We start from the raw sequence: 22127 nt of genomic DNA, 5'->3' as shown, positions 1-22127 counted from the left end.
ACCGGTGATCCACTTCCGGTCCCCGGCCGGTTCGCCGGTGATCCACCCGGCCGCCTGCGGTCCGGGAGGATCGGTGTCGCGGATACTTAGGGCGTTATGGAATACGTGATTCTTGCCGTAGTCATCGCGGTGGTCGCCGTCGGAGCGATCGCCGGACTCGTCGTTTCCGGCAGACGACGCCAGCAGCTGCCCCCGAAGTCGCAGGCGCCGGTCATCACGGCGCCCCCGACCCCGCGCGAGCCCGCCGTCGGCGAAGAGGCCGCGCCACCGACCGAGGAACCGCGCCGCACCGTCGAGGAGGTCCAGCTCCCCGAGGCCGAGGCCGAGGTCGGGGCCGAGGTCGAGGCCGTCCCCGAGACGGTCGAGGAAGCCCCCGCCATCGAGGTCCCCGAGCCCACCGCCGGCCGTCTGGTCCGGCTGCGCTCGCGGCTCTCCCGTTCGCAGAACTCGCTCGGGAAGGGCCTGCTCTCGCTGCTCTCCCGCGAGCACCTCGACGAGGACACCTGGGAGGAGATCGAGGAGACCCTGCTGACCGCCGACGTCGGCGTGGCCCCCACCCAGGAGCTGGTCGAGCGGCTGCGCACCCGGGTCAAGGTGCTCGGCACCCGCACCCCGGACGAGCTGCGCGGCCTGCTGCGCGAGGAGCTCGTCGAGCTGATCGGCAAGGACGCCGACCGCACCGTGCACTCCACCAAGCACGCGGAGGGCCCCGCGGTCGTCCTGGTCGTCGGCGTCAACGGCGTCGGCAAGACCACCACCACCGGCAAGCTGGCCCGGGTGCTGGTCGCCGACGGCCGCAGGGTGGTGCTCGGCGCGGCCGACACCTTCCGTGCCGCCGCCGCCGACCAGCTGCAGACCTGGGGCGAGCGGGTCGGCGCGCGCACCGTGCGCGGGCCCGAGGGCGGCGACCCGGCGTCGATCGCCTTCGACGCGGTCAAGGAGGGCATCGCCGAGGGCGTGGACACCGTGCTGGTGGACACCGCCGGGCGCCTGCACACCAAGACCGGCCTGATGGACGAGCTGGGCAAGGTCAAGCGGGTCGTCGAGAAGCACGGCCCGGTGGACGAGGTGCTGCTGGTGCTGGACGCCACCACCGGCCAGAACGGGCTGATCCAGGCCCGGGTCTTCGCCGAGGTGGTCGACATCACCGGCATCGTGCTGACCAAGCTGGACGGCACCGCCAAGGGCGGCATCGTGGTGGCCGTCCAGCGCGAGCTGGGCGTGCCGGTCAAGCTGATCGGGCTCGGCGAGGGTGCCGACGACCTGGCGCCGTTCGAGCCGGGCGCGTTCGTGGACGCGCTGATCGGGGACTGAGCACCGCCCGGTGCCACCGGTGAAGGGTCCGCTCCCGCGAGGGGCGGGCCCTTCGGCGTTCCCCGCCGGCCCACCCGCGCCGCGCCGGGCCCAACCGCGTCCGCCCCGGGCCGAAGGCCCACCCGCCCCGAGCCGAAGGGGCGCGCCGGTGCCGAAAGGGAGAAGCGAGGAGGCCGTGACGAAGTCGCGGTGTTGGAACGCCGACCGTCGGCGCCGGACAAGAGCGCCCCGGAGGCGAGCGGGCGAAGGTACAGCTCAGGCGATCCAGGCGGGTTCGCGGGTGCGCTCGCGGCCGCGGTGGCAGGCGTAGGCGAGGGTGCCGAGCAGCAGCCGGGCCTCGGGCGGGCAGCCGGCGTTGTCACGGGTGGGGCGGCGCAGCCAGCGCACCGGGCCGAGGCCGGCGAGCACCGTGGGCGGCGCGGCGACGAAGCTGCCCTCGCCGTGGCAGGTGAGGTCGAGCGCCGCGTCGTCCCAGCCCATCCGGTAGAGCAGGTCCGGCAGCCGGCGGGCGGTGCCGGGTGCGACCAGGAACTGCAGCCGCCCGGTGGGCGCGGCGAGCACCGGGCCGACCTGGGTGCCCATCCGCTCCAGCCGGACCAGTGCCTGCAGGCCGGCCTGCTCGGGGACGTCGAGGACGTCGAAGGCGCGGCCGGTGGGGAACAGCACCGAGACGTCGGTGCCGGGGCGGGCGGCCGGTCCGGCGCCGTGGACGGGGTGCAGGCCGGGGGCGGCGCAGCGCGGCGCACCGCAGTGGCAGCGGTGCGGGGTGGAGGCCGTGCGGGCCGGCTCGCCGACGACGACGGTCCAGCCCCACCGCCCGGTGTACTCCGCGGCCGCCTGGCTCGCGGTGGCGCGGGTGCGGTGGCGCGCGCCCCGCGGTGCCAGCCGCAGGTGCCCCAGTCGAAGTACGCCGAACAGGTTGTCCATGCCTCCCCCAACAGGTTCTCGTTGCCGATGGTTACGGGACGGTGACTGTGTGTTGCTTTTTCTGTGTGTGGTGCGTGGTGCGGTGGCGGCGCGCAGCGCAGGGTGTGCGCCAGTTGCCCTGGTGCGCCCCGTGCGCCGCCTTGTGGTCGGCGGTGGTGATGCCGGATCGTCGGTGCGCGGGAGGACCGTCGGTCGGTACGGGTGCCAAATCTGCCGGTGGCGGCGGCGGTTCGCCTGAAAAGCCGGGTGCCGTCGGGGACTTGGCAGCCCGCATATGCCGGGCCGCCGGGACTTCCTAGTGAACCGCCTGCCGACACGGTTCGGTTCACTCCTGGGGGTGGCGAAAGGTGGCGTTTCGCCAGGGCCGCTCCCCGGGGCGGTGTGCGGGGCGTTACGTTCAGCACACGGACCTCGTCGGGGAGTCCGCTCCGGGCCATGGCGGGCCCGGAGTTGGGGAACTGACGGTTCGTCCGCGGCGCCAGCGCCGCAGTCCGGTACGACACGTCTGGTAAGAGCCCGCAACCGTCGGGCGGTCACGATCGGGGCCCCGGGGGCCCGGGCGGGATGGGACGGACCCATGGCAGAGAAGCAACCCAACGAGAAGCTGACCACGTGGTTCGCCCGCAGCGGCTGGTCCAAGGGGGAGTTGGCCCGCCAGGTCAACCGCCGGGCCCGGCAGATCGGGGCGCACCACGTCTCCACGGACACCTCACGGGTGCGGCGCTGGCTCGACGGCGAGCAGCCGCGCGAGCCGATCCCGAAGATCATGTCCGAGCTCTTCTCCGAGCGGTTCGGCTCGGTGGTCTCCATCGAGGACCTCGGCCTGCGCGCCGCCGTGCCGGTCTCCACCGTCGGCGGCGGCGTCGACCTGCCGTGGAGCGCGCCGCAGACCGTCCAGCTGATCAGCGACTACTCGCGCAGCGACCTGATGCTCAACCGGCGCGGCTTCCTGGGCACCTCGCTCGCCCTGACCGCCGGTGCCGCCCTGATCGAGCCGATGCAGCGCTGGCTGGCGCCCGGCCCGACCGGCGCCCCCACCCCGATCCTGACCGCGGCCAACGGCGGCGAGCCGTTCACCGGCCGGCTCTCCGAGCCCGAGCTGGAACTGCTCGAGCAGACCACCGTCATGTTCCGGCAGTGGGACGCGCAGAACGGCGGCGGGCTGCGCCGCAAGGCCGTGGTCGGCCAGCTCCACGAGGTCACCGACCTGCTCCAGGAGACCTACCCCGAGCAGACCACCCGGCGGCTGTTCCGGCTGACCGCCGAGCTGGCCCACCTGGCCGGCTGGATGTCCTACGACGTCGGCATGCACCCCAGCGCGCAGAAGTACTACGTGCTGGCGCTGCACGCCGCCAAGGAGGCCGGGGACCGCCCGTTCGGCGCGCTGATCCTCACCGACATGAGCCGGCAGATGATCCACCTCAACCGGGGCGAGGACGCGCTGGAGCTGATCCACCTCGCCCAGTACGGCAGCCGCGACACCGCCACCCCGCGCCAGCAGTCCCTGCTGTACGCGATGGAGGCGCGCGCGTACGCCACGATCGGCGAGGTGAACCGGTGCGCCCGGGCGATCCGGCTGGCCGAGGACACCTTCACCGACATCCGCGAGGGCGACGGCGACCCGGACTGGCTGAAGTTCTTCTCACCGGCCGAGCTGAACGCGGAGAACGCGCACTCCTTCCGCGACCTCGCCTACCACTCGGACAACTCCGAGCTGTACGCCTCGATGTCGGCGCCGGTGATGGAGCGCGCGGTCGACCTCTTCCGGCAGGACGGCGACCACGTCCGCTCGTTCGCCTTCAACCTGGTCGGCATGGCCAGCGTGCACCTGCTGCAGAACGAGCCGGAGGAGGCGGCGGTCTTCGCCGAGCAGGCGGTGGACATCGCCACCAAGGTCCGCTCCGAGCGGCTCAACTCGCGGGTCCGCAAGACCACCGAGGCCGCCGCTTCCCGGTTCAAGGGCGTGGACGCGGTCAGCCGGCTCAAGGAGCGGGTGGTCCAGGACATCCCCGAGTACGTCTCGGTGGTCTGAGCCGCCACCGCGACACCCCTCACCGACCGTGCCGGCCGCCGACGGCACGGTCGGTGCCGTGTTCACGCGGGTGTAACCCCGCGGTCGCCCTCGTCACGGAGGTGAAACACCCGGCCGCATCGGCCGAAACCGGCCTTCGGCACGCTCCTGGTCAACGCCGACGCCCCGGGTGCACGGGACAGGGACCCGGGTGCGGATCGGCTTCCAGTCAGGAGGAGAGCCGATGCCGGACGGCTTCAGCGCGGGCGACACCGCCTTCGTACTCATCAGTGCGGCCCTGGTCATGGTGATGACCCCGGGGCTGGCCTTCTTCTACGGGGGGATGGTCCGGGCCAGGAGCACGCTGAACATGCTGGCGATGAGCTTCCTGTCGCTGGGCATCGTCAGCGTGCTGTGGGTCCTCTACGGCTACTCGCTCAGCTTCGGACCCGACGCGGGCGCCGGTCTGATCGGCAACCTGGACTTCCTCGGGATGCACGGGATCGGCCTCACCGACCTCACCGGGACGATCCCGGTGACCGCGTTCTCCGCCTTCCAGTTGATGTTCGCGGTCATCACCCCGGCGCTGATCAGCGGGGCGGTCGCGGACCGTGCGAGATTCGCGGCCTGGGGCCTGTTCATCGGGCTCTGGGTGACCGTGGTGTACTTCCCGGTCGCCCACTGGGTCTTCTTCTTCGACGGCGGCAACGGCGGCTGGCTCGGCGACCGCAACGGCGTGATCGACTTCGCCGGCGGGACGGCCGTCCACATCAACGCCGGGGTCGCGGGCCTGGCGCTCTGCCTGGTGCTCGGCCGGCGGATCGGCTTCCGCAAGGACCCGATGCGCCCGCACTCGCTGCCGCTGGTGATGCTCGGCTCCGGGCTGCTCTGGTTCGGCTGGTTCGGCTTCAACGCCGGCTCGGCGCTGGCCGCCAACGGCGTGGCGGCGATGGCCCTGCTCAACACCCAGGTCGCGACCGGCGCCGCGCTGGTCGGCTGGCTGGTCTTCGAGAAGCTGCGGCACGGCGCGTTCACCACGCTGGGCGCCGCCTCCGGCGCGGTGGCCGGCCTGGTGGCCGTCACCCCGGCCTGCGGCTCGGTCTCCCCGCTCGGCGCGGTGGCGATCGGCCTGGTCGCCGGGGCCGGCTGCGCGGCCGCGATCGGCCTCAAGTACCGCTGGGGCTTCGACGACTCGCTCGACGTGGTCGGCGTGCACGCCGTCGGCGGGGCGATCGGCTCGCTGCTGGTCGGCCTGTTCGCCACCGGGACGGTCGGCCAGAGCGCCAAGGGGCTGTTCTACGGCGGCGGGCCGGAGCAGCTGGGCAAGCAGGCGATGGGCGTGGCGGTGGTCGGCGGCTACTCCTTCGTGCTCTCCTGGCTGCTGGCCAAGGCGGTCGACCGGGTGATCGGGTTCCGGGTCGCCGAGGAGGTCGAGCTGGGCGGCATCGACCAGGCCGAGCACGCCGAGTCCGCGTACGACTTCAGCGCCCTGGGCTCGGGCCTCGGCCGCCCGGCCGCCCCGGCCGCGGTGATGGTCGCCGCGGCCTCTGCACCCGCACCCGCACCCGCGCCGGCAGCGACGGCGCCCAGCACCGAGAAGACCGAGGTGGACGCCCGATGAAGCTCATCACCGCCGTCATCAAGCCCTACCGCCTGGACGAGGTGAAGGCCGCCCTGCAGGCCTTCGGCGTGCACGGCCTGACCGTCTCCGAGGCGAGCGGCTACGGCCGCCAGCGCGGCCACACCGAGGTCTACCGGGGTGCGGAGTACACCGTGGACCTGGTCCCCAAGGTCAGGGTCGAGGTCCTGGTCGAGGACGAGGACGCCGAGCCGCTGATCGACGTCCTGGTCAACGCGGCCCGGACCGGCAAGATCGGCGACGGCAAGGTGTGGGCGGTGCCGGTCGAGACGGCGGTCCGGGTCCGCACCGGCGAGCGCGGCCCCGACGCCCTCTGAGGGGCCCGACCGCATGGCCACCGCCCCCGACGCCCGCCGGCCCGGCCCCGACGGCCCCGCCGCCGCCCGGGCCCGGCTGCTCGCCGCCCCCGGCCCCGGCGGCCGGGAGCGGCGCACCGCGCTGTCCGCGCTCACCGACGACTGGCTGGCCGGCCTGTTCGCCGCGGCCGGCGCCCCCGCCGGGGTCGCCGTGGTCGCGGTCGGCGGCTACGGGCGCGGCGAGCTCTCCCCGCGCAGCGACCTCGACGTCCTGCTGCTGCACGAGGGCCGGCTGGACCCGGCCCTGCCCGAGCGCCTCTGGTACCCGGTGTGGGACTCCGGGGCCTCGCTCGACCACGCGGTCCGCACCCCGGCCGAGGCCCGGTCGGTGGCCGCCGCCGATCTGCGGGCACAGCTCGGCCTGCTGGACGCCCGGCACGTGGCCGGCGACCCGGCGCTCACCGCCGCGCTGCGCTCCGCCGTCCTCGCCGACTGGCGGGCGGGCGCTCCGCGGCGGCTGCCCGAGCTGCGCGAGCTGGGCCGGGAGCGGGCCGAGCGGCACGGCGAGCTGTCGTTCCTGCTGGAGCCCGACCTGAAGGAGGCCCGCGGCGGCCTGCGGGACGTCGTCGTGCTCGGCGCGATCGCCGCGAGCTGGCTGGCCGACGCGCCCCGGGAGGGCCTGGACGCCGCCGCGCTCCGGCTGGCGGACGTCCGCGATGCCCTGCACCTGGTGACCGGCCGGGCCACCGATCGGCTCGCCCTGCAGGACCAGGACCAGGTCGCCGAGCGGCTGGGCGTGCCGGACGCGGACGCCCTGCTGCGCGGGGTCTACGAGGCGGCCCGGACCGTCGCCTACGCCTCCGACGTCGCCTGGCGGTCGGTGGAGCGGGTGCTGGCCGCGCGGGCCGGCCGTGGCCGCCGCCCGTACCGGCGCTTCCCGTTCGCCGCCGCCGTCAAACGGGGCGCGGGCGCGGTGGCCAGGGGCGCGGTGGAGCGCCGGCCGCTCGCCGAGGGCGTGGTCGAGCAGGACGGCGAGGCGGTGCTCGCCCAGGGCGCCCGCCCGGCCGCGGACCCGGTGCTGCCGCTGCGCGCCGCGGCCGCTGCCGCGCAGAACGGCCTCACCCTCGCGGACGCGACGGTGCGCCGGCTGGCGGCGGAGTGCCGGCCGCTGCCGGTGCCCTGGCCGGACGAGGCGCGCGAGCAGCTGGTCACCCTGCTCGGCGCGGGCGGGGCCTGCCTGCCGGTCTGGGAGGCGCTGGAGGCGCGGGGGCTGATCACCCGGCTGCTGCCGGACTGGGAGCGGGTGCGCTGCCGCCCGCAGCGCAACGCGGTGCACCGCTGGACGGTGGACCGGCACCTGGTGGAGACCGCGGTGCGGGCCGCCGCGATGACCCGCCGGGTGGCCCGGCCGGACCTGCTGCTGGTCGCCGCGCTGCTGCACGACATCGGCAAGGGCGGGCCGGGCGACCACAGCGAGGCGGGGGAGACCGCCGTCCGCGGCCTGGCCGCCCGGATGGGCTTCGAGCCGGAGTCGGTGGAGACCCTGGCGGTGCTGGTCCGCCACCACCTGACCCTGGTGGACACCGCGACCCGGCGGGACCCGGACGACCCGGCCACCGTGGAGGCCGTCACCAAGGCGGTCGGCTCGGTGCCGCGGCTGGAGCTGCTGCGGGCGCTGACCGAGGCGGACGCGCTGGCCACCGGCCCGGCCGCGTGGAGCGACTGGCGGGCCTCGCTGGTGGACGGCCTGGCCGCCCGCGCGGCCGCCCGGCTGACCGGGGCGCCCGGCGGGTACCCCGGCGCCGCCGAGAGCGAGCCGACCGCGGAGCAGGAGCGGCTGGCGGTGGAGGCGGCCCGGACCGGCGGGCCGGCGCTGTCGCTGTCGGCCGGCGGCGGGGCGGCCGCGTCCGGTGCCGGGCCGGCGGGCGTGCGGCTGCTGCTGGCCGTCCCGGACCGGCCGGGCCTGCTGGGCACCGTCGCCGGGGTGCTGGCCCTGCACCGGCTGGCGGTCCGCTCGGCGGGCCTGCGCGAGCTGGACCCGGTCGGCGCCGGGCCGGTGCTGCTGCTCTCCTGGACGGTGGCCGCGGAGTTCGGCGGGCTGCCGGAGGCCGCGCGGCTGCGGAGCGACCTGCGCCGGGCGCTGGACGGCTCGCTGGACGTCGCCCGCCGGCTGGCCGAGCGCGACGCGGCGGCCCCGCGCCGGCGTGGCGTCCCGGTTCCGCCGCCGGTGGTCGTGGTGGCGCCGCCGGTGGCCTCGGCGAGCGCGACCGTGCTGGAGGTGCGCGCGCACGACGCCCCCGGGCTGCTGCACCGGATCGGCCGGGCGCTGGACGGCGCCGGGGTGCGGGTGCGGACCGCGCACGTGTCGACGCTCGGCGCGGAGGCCGTGGACGCCTTCTACCTGACCGACGAGGTGGGCCGTCCGCTCTGCGCCCGGCGGGCCGGGGAGGTGGCGGCGGCGGTCCGGGCGGCGCTGGGCTGAGCCCGTTCGGGAGGCCGCTCGCGAGGCCGCTCGGGAGGCCCGCGAGATCCGGTCGAACCCGGGTGGAGACCGTCCCCGGGGCGGCCGGATACCCTTGGGGGCGACGACCGTACTCAGACCGATGCCGCAGAGGACCCGCGACGACGTGTTCGACACCCTTTCCGATCGCCTCGCAGCGACGTTCAAGAACCTCCGGGGCAAGGGCCGCCTGAGCGAGGCGGACATCGACGCCACGGCCCGCGAGATCCGCATCGCGCTGCTGGAGGCGGATGTCGCGCTGCCGGTCGTCCGGGCCTTCATCAAGCAGGTCAAGGAGCGCGCGCTCGGCGTCGAGGTCTCCGGTGCGCTGAACCCCGCGCAGCAGATCATCAAGATCGTCAACGAGGAGCTCGTCGCCATCCTCGGCGGCGAGACCCGACGGGTGCGGTTCGCCAAGAACGGCCCGACGGTGATCATGCTGGCCGGTCTGCAGGGTGCCGGTAAGACCACCCTCGCCGGCAAGCTCGGCCACTGGCTGAAGCAGCAGAAGCACACCCCGCTGCTGGTCGCCTGCGACCTCCAGCGCCCCAACGCCGTCAACCAGCTGCAGGTCGTCGCCGAGCGCGCGGGCGTCGCGTTCTACGGGCCCCAGCCGGGCAACGGCGTCGGCGACCCGGTCCAGGTGGCCCGGGACTCGATCGAGTACGCCAAGCAGAAGCAGTACGACGTCGTCGTCGTCGACACCGCCGGCCGCCTCGGCATCGACGCCGAGCTGATGCAGCAGGCCGCCGACATCCGGGCCGCCGTCGACCCGGACGAGGTCCTGTTCGTCGTCGACGCGATGATCGGCCAGGACGCGGTCACCACCGCGCAGGCCTTCCTCGAGGGCGTCGACTTCACCGGTGTGGTGCTCTCCAAGCTCGACGGCGACGCCCGCGGCGGTGCCGCGCTCTCGGTCGCGCACGTCACCGGCCGGCAGATCATGTTCGCCTCCAACGGCGAGAAGGTCGACGACTTCGACGCCTTCCACCCGGACCGGATGGCCTCGCGCATCCTGGGCATGGGTGACGTCCTCTCGCTGATCGAGAAGGCCGAGCAGACCTTCTCGCAGGCCGAGGCCGAGAAGATCGCCGCCAAGCTGCGCGGCGGCCCGAAGCAGTTCACCCTGGACGACTTCCTGTCCCAGCTGGAGCAGGTCCAGAAGATGGGCTCGATCTCCAAGCTGCTGGGCATGCTGCCGGGGATGGGCCAGATCCGCGAGCAGATCAACAACATCGACGACAAGGACGTCAACCGCGTCGGCGCGATCATCAAGTCGATGACCCCGACCGAGCGCGCCGAGCCGGAGCTGATCAACGGCTCCCGCCGGGCCCGCATCGCCAAGGGCTCGGGCGTCCAGGTCGGCGAGGTGAAGAACCTGGTCGAGCGGTTCTTCGACGCCCGCAAGATGATGTCGGCGATGGCCTCCGGCAAGGGCGTCCCCGGGATGCCGGGCATCCCGGGCATGGGCGGCGGCGGCAAGAAGTCCGCCAAGAAGGCCCCGGCCGCCAAGGGCAAGCGCAAGAGCGGCAACCCGCTGAAGCGGGCGCAGGAGGAGGCCGCGGCCGCCGAGCGCCGCGCACTCGGTGCCGGTGGCGGCCAGCCGCCCGCCGAGGGGGGCGCGTTCGGCCTCGGCGCGGGCAAGGGCCCGGCCGACTTCGAGCTGCCCAAGGAGTTCAAGGACCTGCTGTAGTCCTTCCGGACCGCGCGCGGTCCGGAGACGTGCGGCGAACGGCCCGCCGCCCGGTTGCCTCCGGGTGGTGGGCCGTTCGCATGCCCGATGGTCATCCGAGATGATGGTCCGATGCGAGTGACGATCAGGGCCCCGCGGGCCGGGGACGAGGTGGCGTACGCCGAGGCGGTCCGGCGGTCCGCCGACCACATCGGCCGGTGGAACCCGGTGGAGCCGGACGCGCTGCCCGACCTGGTGGAGCGCCAGGGGCCTGCCCTGCGGACCTTCCTGATCGTGGACCGGGAGACCGGCGGGCTGGTCGGCAAGGTCAATGTGGCCAACATCGCGATGGGCCGGTTCTGCAACGGCGCGCTGGGCTACGACTCGTTCCTGCCGTTCGCCGGGACCGGGCGGATGACCGAGGGCCTGCGGCTGGTGCTGGACCGCTGCTTCGCCCCGCAGTCGGAGGGCGGGCTCGGCCTGCACCGGCTGGAGATCAACGTCCAGCCGGACAACGACCGGTCGATCGCCCTGGCCAAGCGGCTGGGCTTCCGGCACGAGGGGTTCACCCCGCGGATGCTGTTCCTCCAGGGGGCCTGGCGGGACCACGAGCGGTTCGCGCTGACCGCCGAGGAGTGGCCGGGGGCGGCCGCCGCGGAGGAGCGGGGCTGACCGGGCGGGGCGGCGTTGCGCTTGGAGGAGCCGAGCAGATGTCCGTATTGTCCGATGGGTGACTGATCCCGTGCCACCGCGCCAGACCCCCGACCAGCCGTGGCGATCCGAGGGCGCCCCACCCCCGCCGCCCCCGCGGCGCAAGATGCCCGGCGGCTGGCTGGGCCTCGTCCTCACCGCCCTCGTGGTGTTCCTGATCAGCGACGTGCTGCTGTCCTTCTTCGGCCCCGGCGGCGCCACCACGATCTCCTACACCGAGTTCAACAACCAGCTGAACAAGGGCAACGTCACCAAGATCTACTCCAAGGGCGACTCGATCGAGGGCACCCTCAAGAACGCCGAGCCGAAGCCGGACGGCGGCAAGGGGACGTACACCGACTTCGAGACCCAGCGGCCGGTCTTCGCCGGGGACAACCTCTGGACCACCCTCCAGCAGCAGGGCGTCGAGGTCACCGCCGAACCGGTCGTCCAGCAGCGCAGCTTCCTCGCCAACCTGCTGATCTCGCTGGCCCCGATGCTGCTGCTGGTCCTGGTCTGGGTCCTGCTGGCCCGTCGGATGGCCGGCGGGCTCGGCGGCGGGGCGCTCGGCCGCAAGGCCCCGCCCAAGCCGGTCACCGCGGAGGCGGGCCGGCGCACCACCTTCGCCGACGTGGCCGGCATCGACGAGGTCGAGGCCGAGCTCACCGAGGTGGTCGACTTCCTGAAGAACCCGCAGCAGTACCGCCGGCTCGGCGCCAAGATGCCGCGCGGCGTGCTGCTCAGCGGCCCGCCCGGCACCGGCAAGACCCTGCTGGCCCGGGCCGTCGCCGGCGAGGCGGACGTGCCGTTCTTCTCCGCCTCCGCCTCCGAGTTCATCGAGATGATCGTCGGCGTCGGCGCCAGCCGGGTGCGCGAGCTGTTCGCCGAGGCCCGCAAGGTCGCCCCGGCGATCATCTTCATCGACGAGATCGACACCATCGGCCGCCAGCGCGGCAGCGGCGGCGGCATGGGCGGCCACGACGAGCGCGAGCAGACGCTCAACCAGATCCTCACCGAGATGGACGGCTTCACCGGCTCCGAGGGCGTCATCGTCATCGCCGCCACCAACCGGGCCGACGTGCTCGACCCGGCGCTGCTGCGCCCCGGCCGCTTCGACCGGCGGATCACCGTCAGCCCGCCGGACCGCGACGGCCGCGCGGCCATCCTGCGCATCCACTCCCGGGACGTCCCGCTGGCCGGCGACACCGACCTGAACCGGCTCGCCAAGGTCACCCCCGGGATGACCGGCGCCGAACTGGCCAACCTGGTCAACGAGGCCGCCCTGCTCGCGGTCAAGCGCCGCCAGGACGCGGTGAACGAGCGGGACCTCTCGGACGCGCTGGAGAAGGTCCAGCTCGGCGCCGTCCGGCCGCTGGTGATCCCGCACGCCGAGCGGGAGCGGACCGCGTACCACGAGAGCGGCCACGCCCTGCTCGGCATGCTCCAGCCCGGCGCCGACCCGGTCCGCAAGGTCACCATCGTGCCGCGCGGCCGCGCCCTCGGCGTCACCCTCTCCACCCCGGAGGCCGACCGGTACTCCTACACCGAGCCCTACCTGCGCGGCCGGATCATCGGCGCGCTCGGCGGGATGGCCGCCGAGCAGGTCGTCTACGGGGTCATCACCACCGGTGCCGAGAGCGACCTGGAGCAGGTCACCAACATCGCCCGCGGCATGGCCGGGCGGTGGGGCATGAGCGAGCGGGTCGGCCGGCTCACCGCCGTCCCGTCCGACTCGCAGGGCGCGTACGGGCTCTCCGCGGCGCCGACCACGCTGGACGCGGTGGACGAGGAGGCCCGGCGGATCGTTGCGGAGTGCTACGACGAGGCGGTGCGGCTGCTGACCGAGGAGCGGGACCGGCTGGACGCGCTGGCGGCGGCGCTGCTGGAGGCGGAGACGCTGGACGAGGAGGAGGCGTACCGGGCGGCGGGGGTGCCCCGGAAGACGCTCGACCAGGCCTGAGGGCGGCGGGGCCGCCGGGCTGCTGCGAAGGGGCGCGTGCCTTGGTGGCACGCGCCCCTTCGCCGTCCCGTGCTGCGGCCGGTTCTCGGTAGGTTCTCGTCGGGTCCCCGTCGGGTCCCCGTCGGGTCCCCGGCGGGTTCTCGGCGGCGGGCGGACAGGGGTCGGGCGGCGGGGGCCGGGTTCAGCGAGGCCGTTCGGCGATCAGATAGCGGAAGACGTTCGTCATCCGCACCGTGCCGTCCGGTCGCAGATACGGCTGCAGCGCCTCCTCCAGCTCCTTCGTCACCAGCGCCGGCCCGGAGAACTCCGCCGCCGCGTCGTACAGCCCGGTGGCGAGCAGCCCGCGCAGCGCGCTCTCCAGGTCCGGGTAGGCGAACGGGCAGCCGACCCGGCCGCCGCCGGCCGGGCGCAGGCCGGTCCCGGCGAGCAGGTCCTCCAGCGCCCCGGGCGGGCTCAGCTCGAACGGGTCGCGCGCCCCGCTGCGCCGCGCCATCCGCCGGGCGACGTCCAGCACGGCCGCGCTCTCGCAGCGCTCGCGCGGTCCCCAGGCGGCCAGCACCACGTGCCCGCCGGGCAGGACCAGCCGGGCCGCCCCGGCCACCGTCCGCCGCGGTTCGGTGCCCGGCGGCGGCTGCTCGAAAACGGTGACCAGCGAATAGGCCGAGCGGGCGACGTCCGCCTCCGGCGGACGGTCCGCGCCGACCCGCAGCCGGCGCTCCCGGGCCAGCCCGCGCAGCGCGTCGTCCGGCTCGAGACCGGCCACCTGCGCGCCCCGGCCGGCGGCCAGCAGCAGGGCGAGGCCCGAGCGGCAGCCCAGGCCCAGCACGCTCGTCGCCGGACCGACCTCCAGGCGGTCGTGGACGGCCTCGTAGAGCGGCACCAGCATCCGCTCCTGGATCTCCGCCCAGTCCCGGGCCCGGGCGGTGGCCCGCCCCGTGCCGGGGGGTGCTGCGGTCGTGCCGGTCACCCGCGCTGAAGCCATCGCGGCCTCCCATCCGGTCCTTCGGTGTGCTGCTCCGACCCCCCTCGACGTCCCGCCCCCACTCCAGCGAACAGCGGCTCGGGCGCGGCGTCCAGAGGGGTGCGGGGTGGTGCGCGCGTGTCGGGGGCGTGCGCCCCGGGCGGGCCGCCGGCCGCAATGGATTCGAAGTCGGAGGTCCGCTCCCCGTACGATTCGCCCATGGCTAAGGCACCCGTTCTCACCCCCCAGGCGGAAGACTTCCCGCGCTGGTACCAGGACCTCATCAACAAGGCCGAGCTGGCCGACAACGGTCCGGTGCGCGGCACCATGGTCATCCGACCGTACGGCTACGGTCTGTGGGAGCGGATGCAGCAGGAGATGGACGCCCGGATCAAGAAGGCCGGCGCCCAGAACGCCTACTTCCCGATGTTCATCCCGCAGTCCTACCTGACCAAGGAGGCGGAGCACGTCGAGGGCTTCGCCCCCGAGCTCGCGGTGGTCACGCACGGCGGCGGCAAGCAGCTGGACGAGCCGGTCGTCGTCCGGCCGACCTCCGAGACGATCATCAACGAGTACTTCTCGAAGTGGGTGCAGAGCCACCGCGACCTGCCGCTGCTGATCAACCAGTGGGCCAACGTGGTCCGCTGGGAGCTGCGCCCGCGCGTGTTCCTGCGCACCACCGAGTTCCTCTGGCAGGAGGGCCACACCGCCCACGCCACCTACGAGGACGCCCGTGACTACGCCTCGATGATCCACACCCAGGTCTACGGCGACTTCATGACCAACGTGCTCGGCATCGACGTGGTGCTCGGCCGCAAGACCGCCAAGGAGCGCTTCGCCGGCGCCATCAACACCCTCACCCTCGAGGGCATGATGGGCGACGGCAAGGCCCTGCAGATGGGCACCAGCCACGAGCTGGGCCAGAACTTCGCCAAGGCGTTCAACACCACCTACCAGCTGCAGGGCGCCGAGCGCGAGTACGTCTGGCAGACCTCCTGGGGCGTCTCGACCCGCATGGTCGGCGGCCTGATCATGTCCCACGGCGACGACAACGGCCTGCGCGTCCCGCCGCGGCTGGCCGCCGTCCAGGCCGTCGTCCTCGCCATCAAGGGCGACGACGCGGTGATCGCCAAGGTCCGCGAGATCGGCGCCGCGCTGGAGGCCGCCGGCATCCGCGTGGTCGTCGACGACCGCACCGACACCCCGTTCGGCCGCCGGGCCGTCGACTGGGAGCTGAAGGGCGTGCCGCTGCGGATCGAGGTCGGCCCGCGCGACCTGGAGAACGGCACCGCGATGCTGGCCCGCCGGATCCCGGGCGGCAAGGAGCCGGTCTCGATCGACGCCCTGGTCGCGACCCTGCCCGGCATCCTGGACGAGGACCAGGCCCTGCTGCTGCGTCAGTCGCGCGAGCGCCGCGAGTCCCGCACGGTCGACGTGACGACCATCGACGAGGCCGTCGAGGCCGCCGCCACCGGCTGGGGCCGGATCTCCTGGGCCGAGCTGGGCCCGGAGGGCGAGGCCAAGCTGGCCGAGCAGAGCGTGTCGGTGCGCTGCATCGTGGCCGCCGACGGCTCGGTGCCGCAGACGGACGACCAGGAGGGCAACGTCGCGCTCGTCGCGCGCGCCTACTGACCGTTCGGTGGCCTCCCCGGGCAACGGACGGTCACGAAGGATGTTGCCGTAAAACGAGGTCCGGCGACGCGTTCTGACGGTTGTCGACCTGCCCGACGGGAAATTCGGACGCCCGGTGACCGGTGTTGTTCCGAGCATGTCTCACATGCCGACATCCCTACTGGTCGGTCAACTGCCGGTATTAACGGAATAGCGGTACGGTGTACGGCCCGTGGCCCTGTCAACTCGACAGGACCACGGGCCGTACGTCCTGGGGGCGACAGCCCGCCCCCGGACGGAATTGACGAGCCCGCCGCGCCGGCGGGCCCAAACCTGCAGGGGGTTGGTCTTGCGTCAGATCCGGAACGCGCATTTCGCGCGTGGCCGCACATTCCTGAGAGCTTCCTGGGAATTCCCGGGGAACCTGAACACGCGGAACATCAGCTCCTACTCCATCGTTGGTCTAGCGTGAGCACGACACAGCCCCTCGTTCTCGCGGCCGAACTGGCCGCCGCCTGGAGTGACATCCAGGCCTACCATCAGGACCTCCCCGACCTCGCCTCGCCCGAGGCGCTGATCGGCGAGTCCTCCTCGGCCTGTGGCACCCGGCTCGGTTTCGAGCGGCTCCTCCACGAGGCTGCCCATGGTCTGGCCGCGGCCCGGGACATCCGGGACACCTCGCGGGCCGGCCGCTACCACAACCGGCGCTTCCTGCTCCTGGCCTCAGAGCTGGGCCTGGCGCACCCGGTCGAGCCGCACGCCAGCAGCGGCTTCTCCCAGGTGACCATGCTCAAGGAGACCCGGGAGCGGTACGCCGAGACCATCGAGCGCCTGGACCGCGCCCTCGGCGCGCACCAGGAAGCGGTGACCGGTGAGGGGGCCTCGCGCGCCTTCCGTGGTCCGGCGGCCCGGCACGGCTCCTCCGGGGGCGGCGTCCGGGTCAAGGCGGTCTGCGGCTGCGGGCGCAACGTCCGGGTCGTGCCGTCGGTGCTCGCGCAGGCGTCCATCGTCTGCGGCGCGTGCCAGCAGCCGTTCAAGATCGCGTAGTTCGGCTCGCGTCCCGTCGCATACCTCGGGGAGCCTCGCGGCTCGGGGAGCCGAGGGGGCCGGCGGGCGGCTGTGCGGGCAGTGGCCCGGCCGGAGCGGTCCACCGCCGATCCACCACCGGTCCACCGCCGATCCGCACTGATGCACCACTGATCCGCATTGATCCACACCGATCCACACCGATGATTTGCCAGTGAGGTGCACCGCGAAGGTGCGCGTGTTGGGCTGACCGGGAGCGGGGGCTCCCGGTCGACCTGTTTTCGGGGGTCGGCGCCCCGTGTGGCAGAATGGACCGCTGAGTACTCGGCAGCCGGGCAGGACCCCTCTCTCCTTCGGCTGGCGTGTCCCTTGAACGGCCCACCGCGCAACCCCACGCGAGGGCGGGGCCGCTCACCCACGTCAACTCCAGGAGATTCCACTCCCGTGGCAGTCAAGATCAAGCTGAAGCGTCTCGGCAAGATTCGCTCCCCGCACTACCGCATCATCGTCGCCGACGCCCGCACCAAGCGTGACGGTCGCGCGATCGAGGAGATCGGCATCTACCAGCCGACCTACAACCCCTCGAAGATCGAGGTCGACGGCGACCGCGCCCAGTACTGGCTGTCCGTCGGCGCCCAGCCGACCGAGCCGGTGCTCGCCATCCTCAAGCTGACCGGCGACTGGCAGAAGTTCAAGGGCCTGCCGGCTCCGGAGCCGCTGAAGGTCGCCGAGCCGAAGGTCGAGGACTTCTCGCACCTGTTCGCCAAGGCCGTCGCCGGCTTCGAGGACGCCACCACCGGTGTCGCCATCACTCCGAAGGCCAAGAAGTCGGACAAGGCCGAGGCTGAGGCCGACGCCGCCGCCGAGGCCTGAGCGTGATCGAGGACGCCCTCGACCACTTGGTGAAGGGCATCGTCGAGCACCCCGACGAGGTGCAGGTGCGCTCGCGCAACCTGCGTCGGGGCAACACCATCGAGGTGCGGGTGCACCCCGATGACCTCGGCAAGGTGATCGGCCGTGGTGGCCGTACGGCGCGCGCTCTGCGCACCGTGGTCGGCGCCCTCGGCGGTCGCAACGTCCGGGTCGACCTGGTCGACGTGGACAACATTCGCTGACCAGGCTGCTCGTTCAGCCGTCAGGGTTTTCGAGGCCGGTCGGGACGCATGTCGTCCCGGCCGGCCTTCGCCGTTCTCGGCGGCGTCCCGCCGCTCACCGGCGTCTTCGCGGCACCCTGCGGCAGTTCCGCAGCGGTTTCGCAGCACTCCGTAACACTCGGCAGCACTCACCAGGAGAACGATCACCGTGCAGCTCGTCGTCGGCAGGATCGGCCGCGCCCACGGCATCAGGGGGGACGTCAGCGTCGAGGTGCGCACCGACGAGCCGGAGCTCCGGCTCGGCCCCGGTGCCGTCCTGCTGACCGACCCGGCCTCGGCCGGACCGCTGACCGTCGAGTCCGGCAAGGTGCACAGCGGGCGGCTGCTGCTGCGGTTCGCCGGCGTCAAGGACCGCAACGGCGCCGAGGCGCTGCGCGGCACGCTCCTGATCGCCGAGGTCGACCCGGAGGAGCGTCCGGACGACCCGGAGGAGTACTACGACCACCAGCTGATCGGCCTGGACGTGGTCCTGCTCGACGGCACCCCGGTCGGCGAGCTCACCGAGGTGATCCACCTGCCCTACCAGGACCTGCTCACCGTGCGGAGGCCGGACGGGACGGACGTGCTGGTGCCCTTCGTCACCAGGATCGTGCCGACCATCGACCTGGAGAACCAGCGCGCCGTCATCGACCCGCCGGCCGGGCTGATCGACCCGGAGCAGGCCGAGGTGGTGCGCGGCGAGGCCGAGCCGGGCGCGGGCGACGGCGACGAGGCGGACGGCGCGGAGGACTCGCAGTGAGCTCCGTGGAGGCCGTGGGGGCCGAGGAGTCGGTGGAGCCGGTAGAGACGGCGCAGTCGGCGCAGGCCGCGGAGGCCGCCGCCGTCCGGCACGGGATGCGGATCGACGTCGTGTCGATCTTCCCCGAGTACCTGGAGCCGCTGAACATCTCGCTGGTCGGCAAGGCGCGCGCCCGTGGCCAGCTCGACGTGCACGTCCACGATCTGCGCGACTGGACGTACGACGTGCACCGGACCGTCGACGACAGCCCGTACGGTGGCGGCCCGGGCATGGTGATGAAGCCCGAGCCGTGGGGCGAGGCCCTCGACGCGGTGCTCGCCGCAGGGCCGGAGGGGGAGGTGCCGACCCTGGTGGTGCCCACGCCCAGCGGCCGGCCGTTCACCCAGGAACTCGCGCAGGAGCTGGCCGGCCGGCCGTGGCTGGCGTTCACCCCGGCCCGGTACGAGGGCATCGACCGGCGGGTGATCGAGGAGGCGGCCACCCGGATGCCGGTGGTCGAGGCGTCGATCGGCGATTACGTGCTGGCCGGCGGCGAGGTCGCGGTGCTGGTCATGGTCGAGGCGATCGCCCGACTGCTGCCCGGCGTGCTCGGCAACGCCGAGTCCCACCGCGACGACTCCTTCGCGCCCGGCGCGATGGCCGATCTGCTGGAGGGCCCGGTCTACACCAAGCCCGCCGAGTGGCGCGGCCGTACCGTGCCGGACATCCTGCTGAGCGGGAACCACGGCAAGATCGCCCGCTGGCGCCGCGAGCAGGCCTTCGCCCGCACCCTGGCCAACCGGCCGGACCTGGTGGCGCGCTGGCGGCACGCGGACTTCGACAAGAAGGACCGTGCGGCGCTCGACGTGCTCGGCCTCGCCTGGGACGAGGGACTCGGTCGATTTCGGTCCGCGGCCGGTGGTGTGGAAGAATAGGCCGCTGCTGTCTGTCGCTGGGCCCCTCCCGTAGGGGTCACGTGGTTCGGCGCCCCCGCCACGGGGGGAACGCCGGTCGCCGGTGCGGCCCGCAGCAGACCCCATTTGTGACGACTTCCGTGAGCGGCCCGTGGCGCTTGCGATGGAGAGCAACATGAGCAACAAGCTCGCTGCTGTCGACGCGGCCTCGCTGCGTAGCGACATCCCGGCCTTCCGCGCCGGTGACACCCTGAAGGTGCACGTCCGGGTCATCGAGGGCAACCGCTCCCGTGTCCAGGTCTTCCAGGGCGTCGTCATCCGCCGCCACGGCGCCGGCATCGGTGAGACCTTCACCGTTCGCAAGGTCAGCTTCAACGTCGGTGTCGAGCGCACCTTCCCGGTGCACACCCCGGTCGTCGAGAAGATCGAGGTCGTGACCCGCGGTGCGGTTCGCCGCGCCAAGCTGTACTACCTGCGTGACCTCCGCGGCAAGGCCGCGAAGATCAAGGAGAAGCGCGACCGCTGATCCACCGGCCCCCGGCATCGCCGGGGGATCGGATCGCTCTGGGGGGGCCGGGCTGCCGCACGGTAAGCTCAGCCCCCGATGAGCACGCACGAACCACCCGCGGACCGCGACGGCCGTCCCGCACCCACCGGTGCGGACTCGCCGATGCGGTCCGCGGTCGTTTCCGCGGAAGGCTCCGGGGCGGACCCCGAGCCCGACGCCGACGCCGACTCCGAGAGCGGTCCTGCGGCCGACTCCGAGGACGCTCGTGCCGCGGAGGCCGACGGTACGGACGCCCGTGCTGCGGAGACCGGTGACACGGAAGCCGGTGACGCGGAGCAGGCGGGTGGGCGCTCGCGCTCGCGGGACCTGTTGCTGCTCGCCGGGATCTGCCTGTCCGTGCTGCTGCTGGTCAACGCCTTCGTGGCGCGCCCGTTCTCGGTGCCCTCCGGCTCGATGGAGAACACCCTGCGTCCGGGTGACCGCCTGGTCGTGAACCAGTTGTCCTACGCCTTCGGCGGCCACCCCCGGCGCGGTGACGTGGTGGTGTTCGACGGTACGGGCTCCTTCCTGCGCAAGCCGCTGGAGCGCGACGGCCTCTGGACCTCGCTGCGCTCCTTCGGCCGTGACGTCGGGCTGGTCCCGGCCGGTGACTCGGTCTACGTGAAGCGGGTGATCGGCGTCGGCGGCGACCGGGTCACCAGCGCCGGACCGGGGCACCCGATCACCGTCAACGGTGTGCCGGTCGACGAGTCCGGCTACCTCTTCCCCGGGGACGAGCCGTCCGCGGTGGCCTTCGACGTCGTGGTGCCCTCCGGCAAGCTCTTCGTGCTGGGCGACCACCGCAGCGCCTCCCGGGACTCCCGCGACCACCTCGGCGACCCGGGCGGCGGGTTCGTCCCCGAGTCCAAGGTGATCGGCCGGGCCGCCTGGGTGGTCTACCCGGTCGGCCACTGGGCCGCCGTGGACCGGTCGGCGGCCTTTGCCGCGACAGGGGGGACCGGTGGCCATGGGGACCAGAGGTAGGGGGCGGCTCGCCGACCGCCCGCCCGCCGGACCCGCCCCGGACGCCCCGCCCGGCCCCGCAGCCGGCCCCGCGACCGGGGTGGAGGAGGACGCGGTTCCCGCCCTGGACCCCGGCCCCGGCCCCGCTCCTGCGGTGCGCGGGCGCGCCGAGCGCAGGCGCACCGCCCGCCGGGCCGCTCGCCGCCGTCGGCGCTCCCGCCTGCGCGAGATCCCGCTGATCGTCGTGGTGGCGCTGGTCGTGGCACTGGTGATGAAGACCTTCCTGGTGCAGGTCTTCGTGATCCCCTCCGGCTCGATGGAGCAGACCATCCAGGTCGGGGACCGGGTGCTGGTGGACAAGTTCACCCCCTGGTTCGGCGCCGAGCCGGAGCGCGGCGAGGTGGTGGTGTTCAAGGATCCGGGCGGCTGGCTGGAGAGCGAGCACGGGCCGTCGACTGACGGGCCGGTCCTGCGCGCGGCCAAGCAGGTGCTGACCTTCGTCGGGCTGCTGCCCTCCGACAGCGAGCAGGACCTCATCAAGCGGGTGATCGGGGTCGGCGGCGACAGCGTCGAGTGCTGCGACGACCAGGGCAGGGTCAGCCTCAACGGCAGCCCGCTGGACGAGCCCTACCTGGCACCGGGCAACCCGCCGTCCCGGCAGCCGTTCAAGGTGAAGGTGCCGCCGGGGCGGCTCTGGGTGATGGGCGACCACCGGGACGTTTCCGCCGACTCCCGTTTCCACATGGGCAACCCGGGGCAGGGCACCATCCCGGTGAGTGGTGTGGTGGGAAGGGCGTTCATGATCGCCTGGCCGCCGGGCCGGGTTCATCAACTTGGGGTGCCGGTTTCACTCTCCTCGGTGGCGCGGGCTCCGGCGGGCGGCGGAACCGCGCCGAAGTCGGTGGGCGGGGGGCCGGTCCCTGAGGAACCTCCGCTCGTTATGGGTGTGTTGGGCATCCTTCCGCTCATCGGCCGCCGGGCGGAGCCGGCCCGGCTGTAGGCCCGGAAGGGCCGGCGGACGGTCGGACCGCGCGTGTGGGACCGCGAGCCGGATGTCCGGGAGTGATAGAGAAGTGCTGGGTGCGGCCGACTCCTGCCGAGGGGCCGTGCCCGAAGGCTGTGCCGGTGTCAGGCGGACCCGTCCGGGGCCGGACCTGGCGGGTACGGCCGTGGTGGAGCGTGGTGCCCGCTGTGCGGCACTGTGAGCGCGGACGTACAGGCGTC

Annotated in this window: 19 protein-coding genes; 17 read left to right on the top strand and 2 right to left on the bottom strand. The window is 73.6% G+C overall.

Annotated features, from left to right (window positions below; genetic code table 11):
* The first annotated feature begins 96 nt into the window (after window positions 1-96).
* On the top strand, window positions 97-1314 hold the full coding sequence (ftsY, locus tag ACFCLZ_RS14245; RefSeq protein ID WP_380285264.1) for a signal recognition particle-docking protein FtsY: 1218 nt from the start codon (window positions 97-99) through the stop codon (window positions 1312-1314).
* Between the two features lie 255 nt (window positions 1315-1569).
* Here ftsY and ACFCLZ_RS14240 read toward each other — a convergent pair whose 3' ends face one another.
* A complete protein-coding gene (locus ACFCLZ_RS14240) occupies window positions 1570-2241 on the bottom strand; it encodes a bifunctional DNA primase/polymerase (RefSeq protein WP_380285263.1) in 672 nt (223 codons plus the stop codon).
* Between the two features lie 577 nt (window positions 2242-2818).
* Here ACFCLZ_RS14240 and ACFCLZ_RS14235 point away from each other — a divergent pair.
* From ACFCLZ_RS14235 to ftsH, 7 genes are all read left to right on the top strand, one after another.
* Window positions 2819-4273 (top strand): hypothetical protein, encoded by a 1455-nt coding sequence (locus tag ACFCLZ_RS14235; RefSeq protein ID WP_380285262.1) that lies wholly within the window; start codon window positions 2819-2821, stop codon window positions 4271-4273.
* A gap of 223 nt (window positions 4274-4496) precedes the next feature.
* Complete coding sequence (locus ACFCLZ_RS14230) at window positions 4497-5873, top strand: ammonium transporter (RefSeq protein ID WP_380285261.1); 1377 nt, start codon at window positions 4497-4499, stop codon at window positions 5871-5873.
* The gene (locus tag ACFCLZ_RS14225; RefSeq protein WP_380285260.1) at window positions 5870-6208 is read left to right on the top strand and encodes a P-II family nitrogen regulator; all 339 of its coding nucleotides are present in this window, start codon (window positions 5870-5872) and stop codon (window positions 6206-6208) included. Before ACFCLZ_RS14230 ends, ACFCLZ_RS14225 begins: the two co-directional genes overlap by 4 nt.
* 13 nt (window positions 6209-6221) lie before the next feature.
* Complete coding sequence (locus tag ACFCLZ_RS14220) at window positions 6222-8669, top strand: [protein-PII] uridylyltransferase (RefSeq protein WP_380285259.1); 2448 nt, start codon at window positions 6222-6224, stop codon at window positions 8667-8669.
* A gap of 145 nt (window positions 8670-8814) precedes the next feature.
* The gene (gene ffh, locus ACFCLZ_RS14215; RefSeq protein ID WP_380286165.1) at window positions 8815-10380 is read left to right on the top strand and encodes a signal recognition particle protein; all 1566 of its coding nucleotides are present in this window, start codon (window positions 8815-8817) and stop codon (window positions 10378-10380) included.
* Window positions 10381-10491: 111 nt separating this feature from the next.
* Window positions 10492-11031 (top strand): GNAT family N-acetyltransferase, encoded by a 540-nt coding sequence (locus ACFCLZ_RS14210; RefSeq protein WP_380285258.1) that lies wholly within the window; start codon window positions 10492-10494, stop codon window positions 11029-11031.
* 58 nt (window positions 11032-11089) lie between these two features.
* A complete protein-coding gene (gene ftsH / locus ACFCLZ_RS14205) occupies window positions 11090-13009 on the top strand; it encodes an ATP-dependent zinc metalloprotease FtsH (RefSeq protein ID WP_380285257.1) in 1920 nt (639 codons plus the stop codon).
* Window positions 13010-13190: 181 nt separating this feature from the next.
* Here the strand turns inward: ftsH and ACFCLZ_RS14200 are convergent, their stop codons facing one another.
* Complete coding sequence (locus tag ACFCLZ_RS14200; protein WP_380285256.1) at window positions 13191-13991, bottom strand: class I SAM-dependent methyltransferase; 801 nt, start codon at window positions 13989-13991, stop codon at window positions 13191-13193.
* 198 nt (window positions 13992-14189) lie between these two features.
* On the opposite strand from ACFCLZ_RS14200, the gene proS reads away from it, so the two are divergent.
* The 9 genes from proS (at window position 14190) to lepB (ACFCLZ_RS14155) (ending at window position 21903) form a co-directional block, all read left to right on the top strand.
* Window positions 14190-15602, top strand: coding sequence for a proline--tRNA ligase (proS, locus tag ACFCLZ_RS14195; protein WP_380285255.1), 1413 nt, complete (start codon window positions 14190-14192; stop codon window positions 15600-15602).
* A gap of 447 nt (window positions 15603-16049) precedes the next feature.
* Complete coding sequence (locus ACFCLZ_RS14190) at window positions 16050-16628, top strand: hypothetical protein (protein ID WP_380285254.1); 579 nt, start codon at window positions 16050-16052, stop codon at window positions 16626-16628.
* A 423-nt stretch (window positions 16629-17051) separates the two neighbouring features.
* Window positions 17052-17480, top strand: a complete 429-nt coding sequence (gene rpsP, locus ACFCLZ_RS14185; RefSeq protein WP_344337896.1) for a 30S ribosomal protein S16 — start codon at window positions 17052-17054, stop codon at window positions 17478-17480.
* A gap of 2 nt (window positions 17481-17482) precedes the next feature.
* Window positions 17483-17722, top strand: a complete 240-nt coding sequence (locus ACFCLZ_RS14180; RefSeq protein WP_030056773.1) for an RNA-binding protein — start codon at window positions 17483-17485, stop codon at window positions 17720-17722.
* A gap of 187 nt (window positions 17723-17909) precedes the next feature.
* Window positions 17910-18500: a ribosome maturation factor RimM gene (gene rimM, locus ACFCLZ_RS14175; RefSeq protein ID WP_380285253.1), complete on the top strand. Its 591-nt coding sequence runs from the start codon at window positions 17910-17912 to the stop codon at window positions 18498-18500.
* A 95-nt stretch (window positions 18501-18595) separates the two neighbouring features.
* The gene (gene trmD / locus ACFCLZ_RS14170) at window positions 18596-19414 is read left to right on the top strand and encodes a tRNA (guanosine(37)-N1)-methyltransferase TrmD (RefSeq protein WP_380286164.1); all 819 of its coding nucleotides are present in this window, start codon (window positions 18596-18598) and stop codon (window positions 19412-19414) included.
* Window positions 19415-19568: 154 nt separating this feature from the next.
* Window positions 19569-19919, top strand: coding sequence for a 50S ribosomal protein L19 (gene rplS / locus ACFCLZ_RS14165; protein WP_030306736.1), 351 nt, complete (start codon window positions 19569-19571; stop codon window positions 19917-19919).
* A gap of 78 nt (window positions 19920-19997) precedes the next feature.
* A complete protein-coding gene (gene lepB / locus ACFCLZ_RS14160; RefSeq protein ID WP_380285252.1) occupies window positions 19998-20924 on the top strand; it encodes a signal peptidase I in 927 nt (308 codons plus the stop codon).
* A complete protein-coding gene (gene lepB / locus ACFCLZ_RS14155; RefSeq protein ID WP_380285251.1) occupies window positions 20908-21903 on the top strand; it encodes a signal peptidase I in 996 nt (331 codons plus the stop codon). The genes lepB (ACFCLZ_RS14160) and lepB (ACFCLZ_RS14155) overlap by 17 nt, the downstream gene beginning before the upstream one ends.
* Window positions 21904-22127 lie beyond the last annotated feature (224 nt).

This window comes from Kitasatospora purpeofusca, assembly GCF_042691725.1.
Taxonomy (GTDB): Bacteria; Actinomycetota; Actinomycetes; order Streptomycetales; family Streptomycetaceae; genus Kitasatospora; species Kitasatospora purpeofusca_B.
Note: the sequence above shows the minus strand (reverse complement) of the source record. Positions and strands in the feature narration are given on the sequence as shown.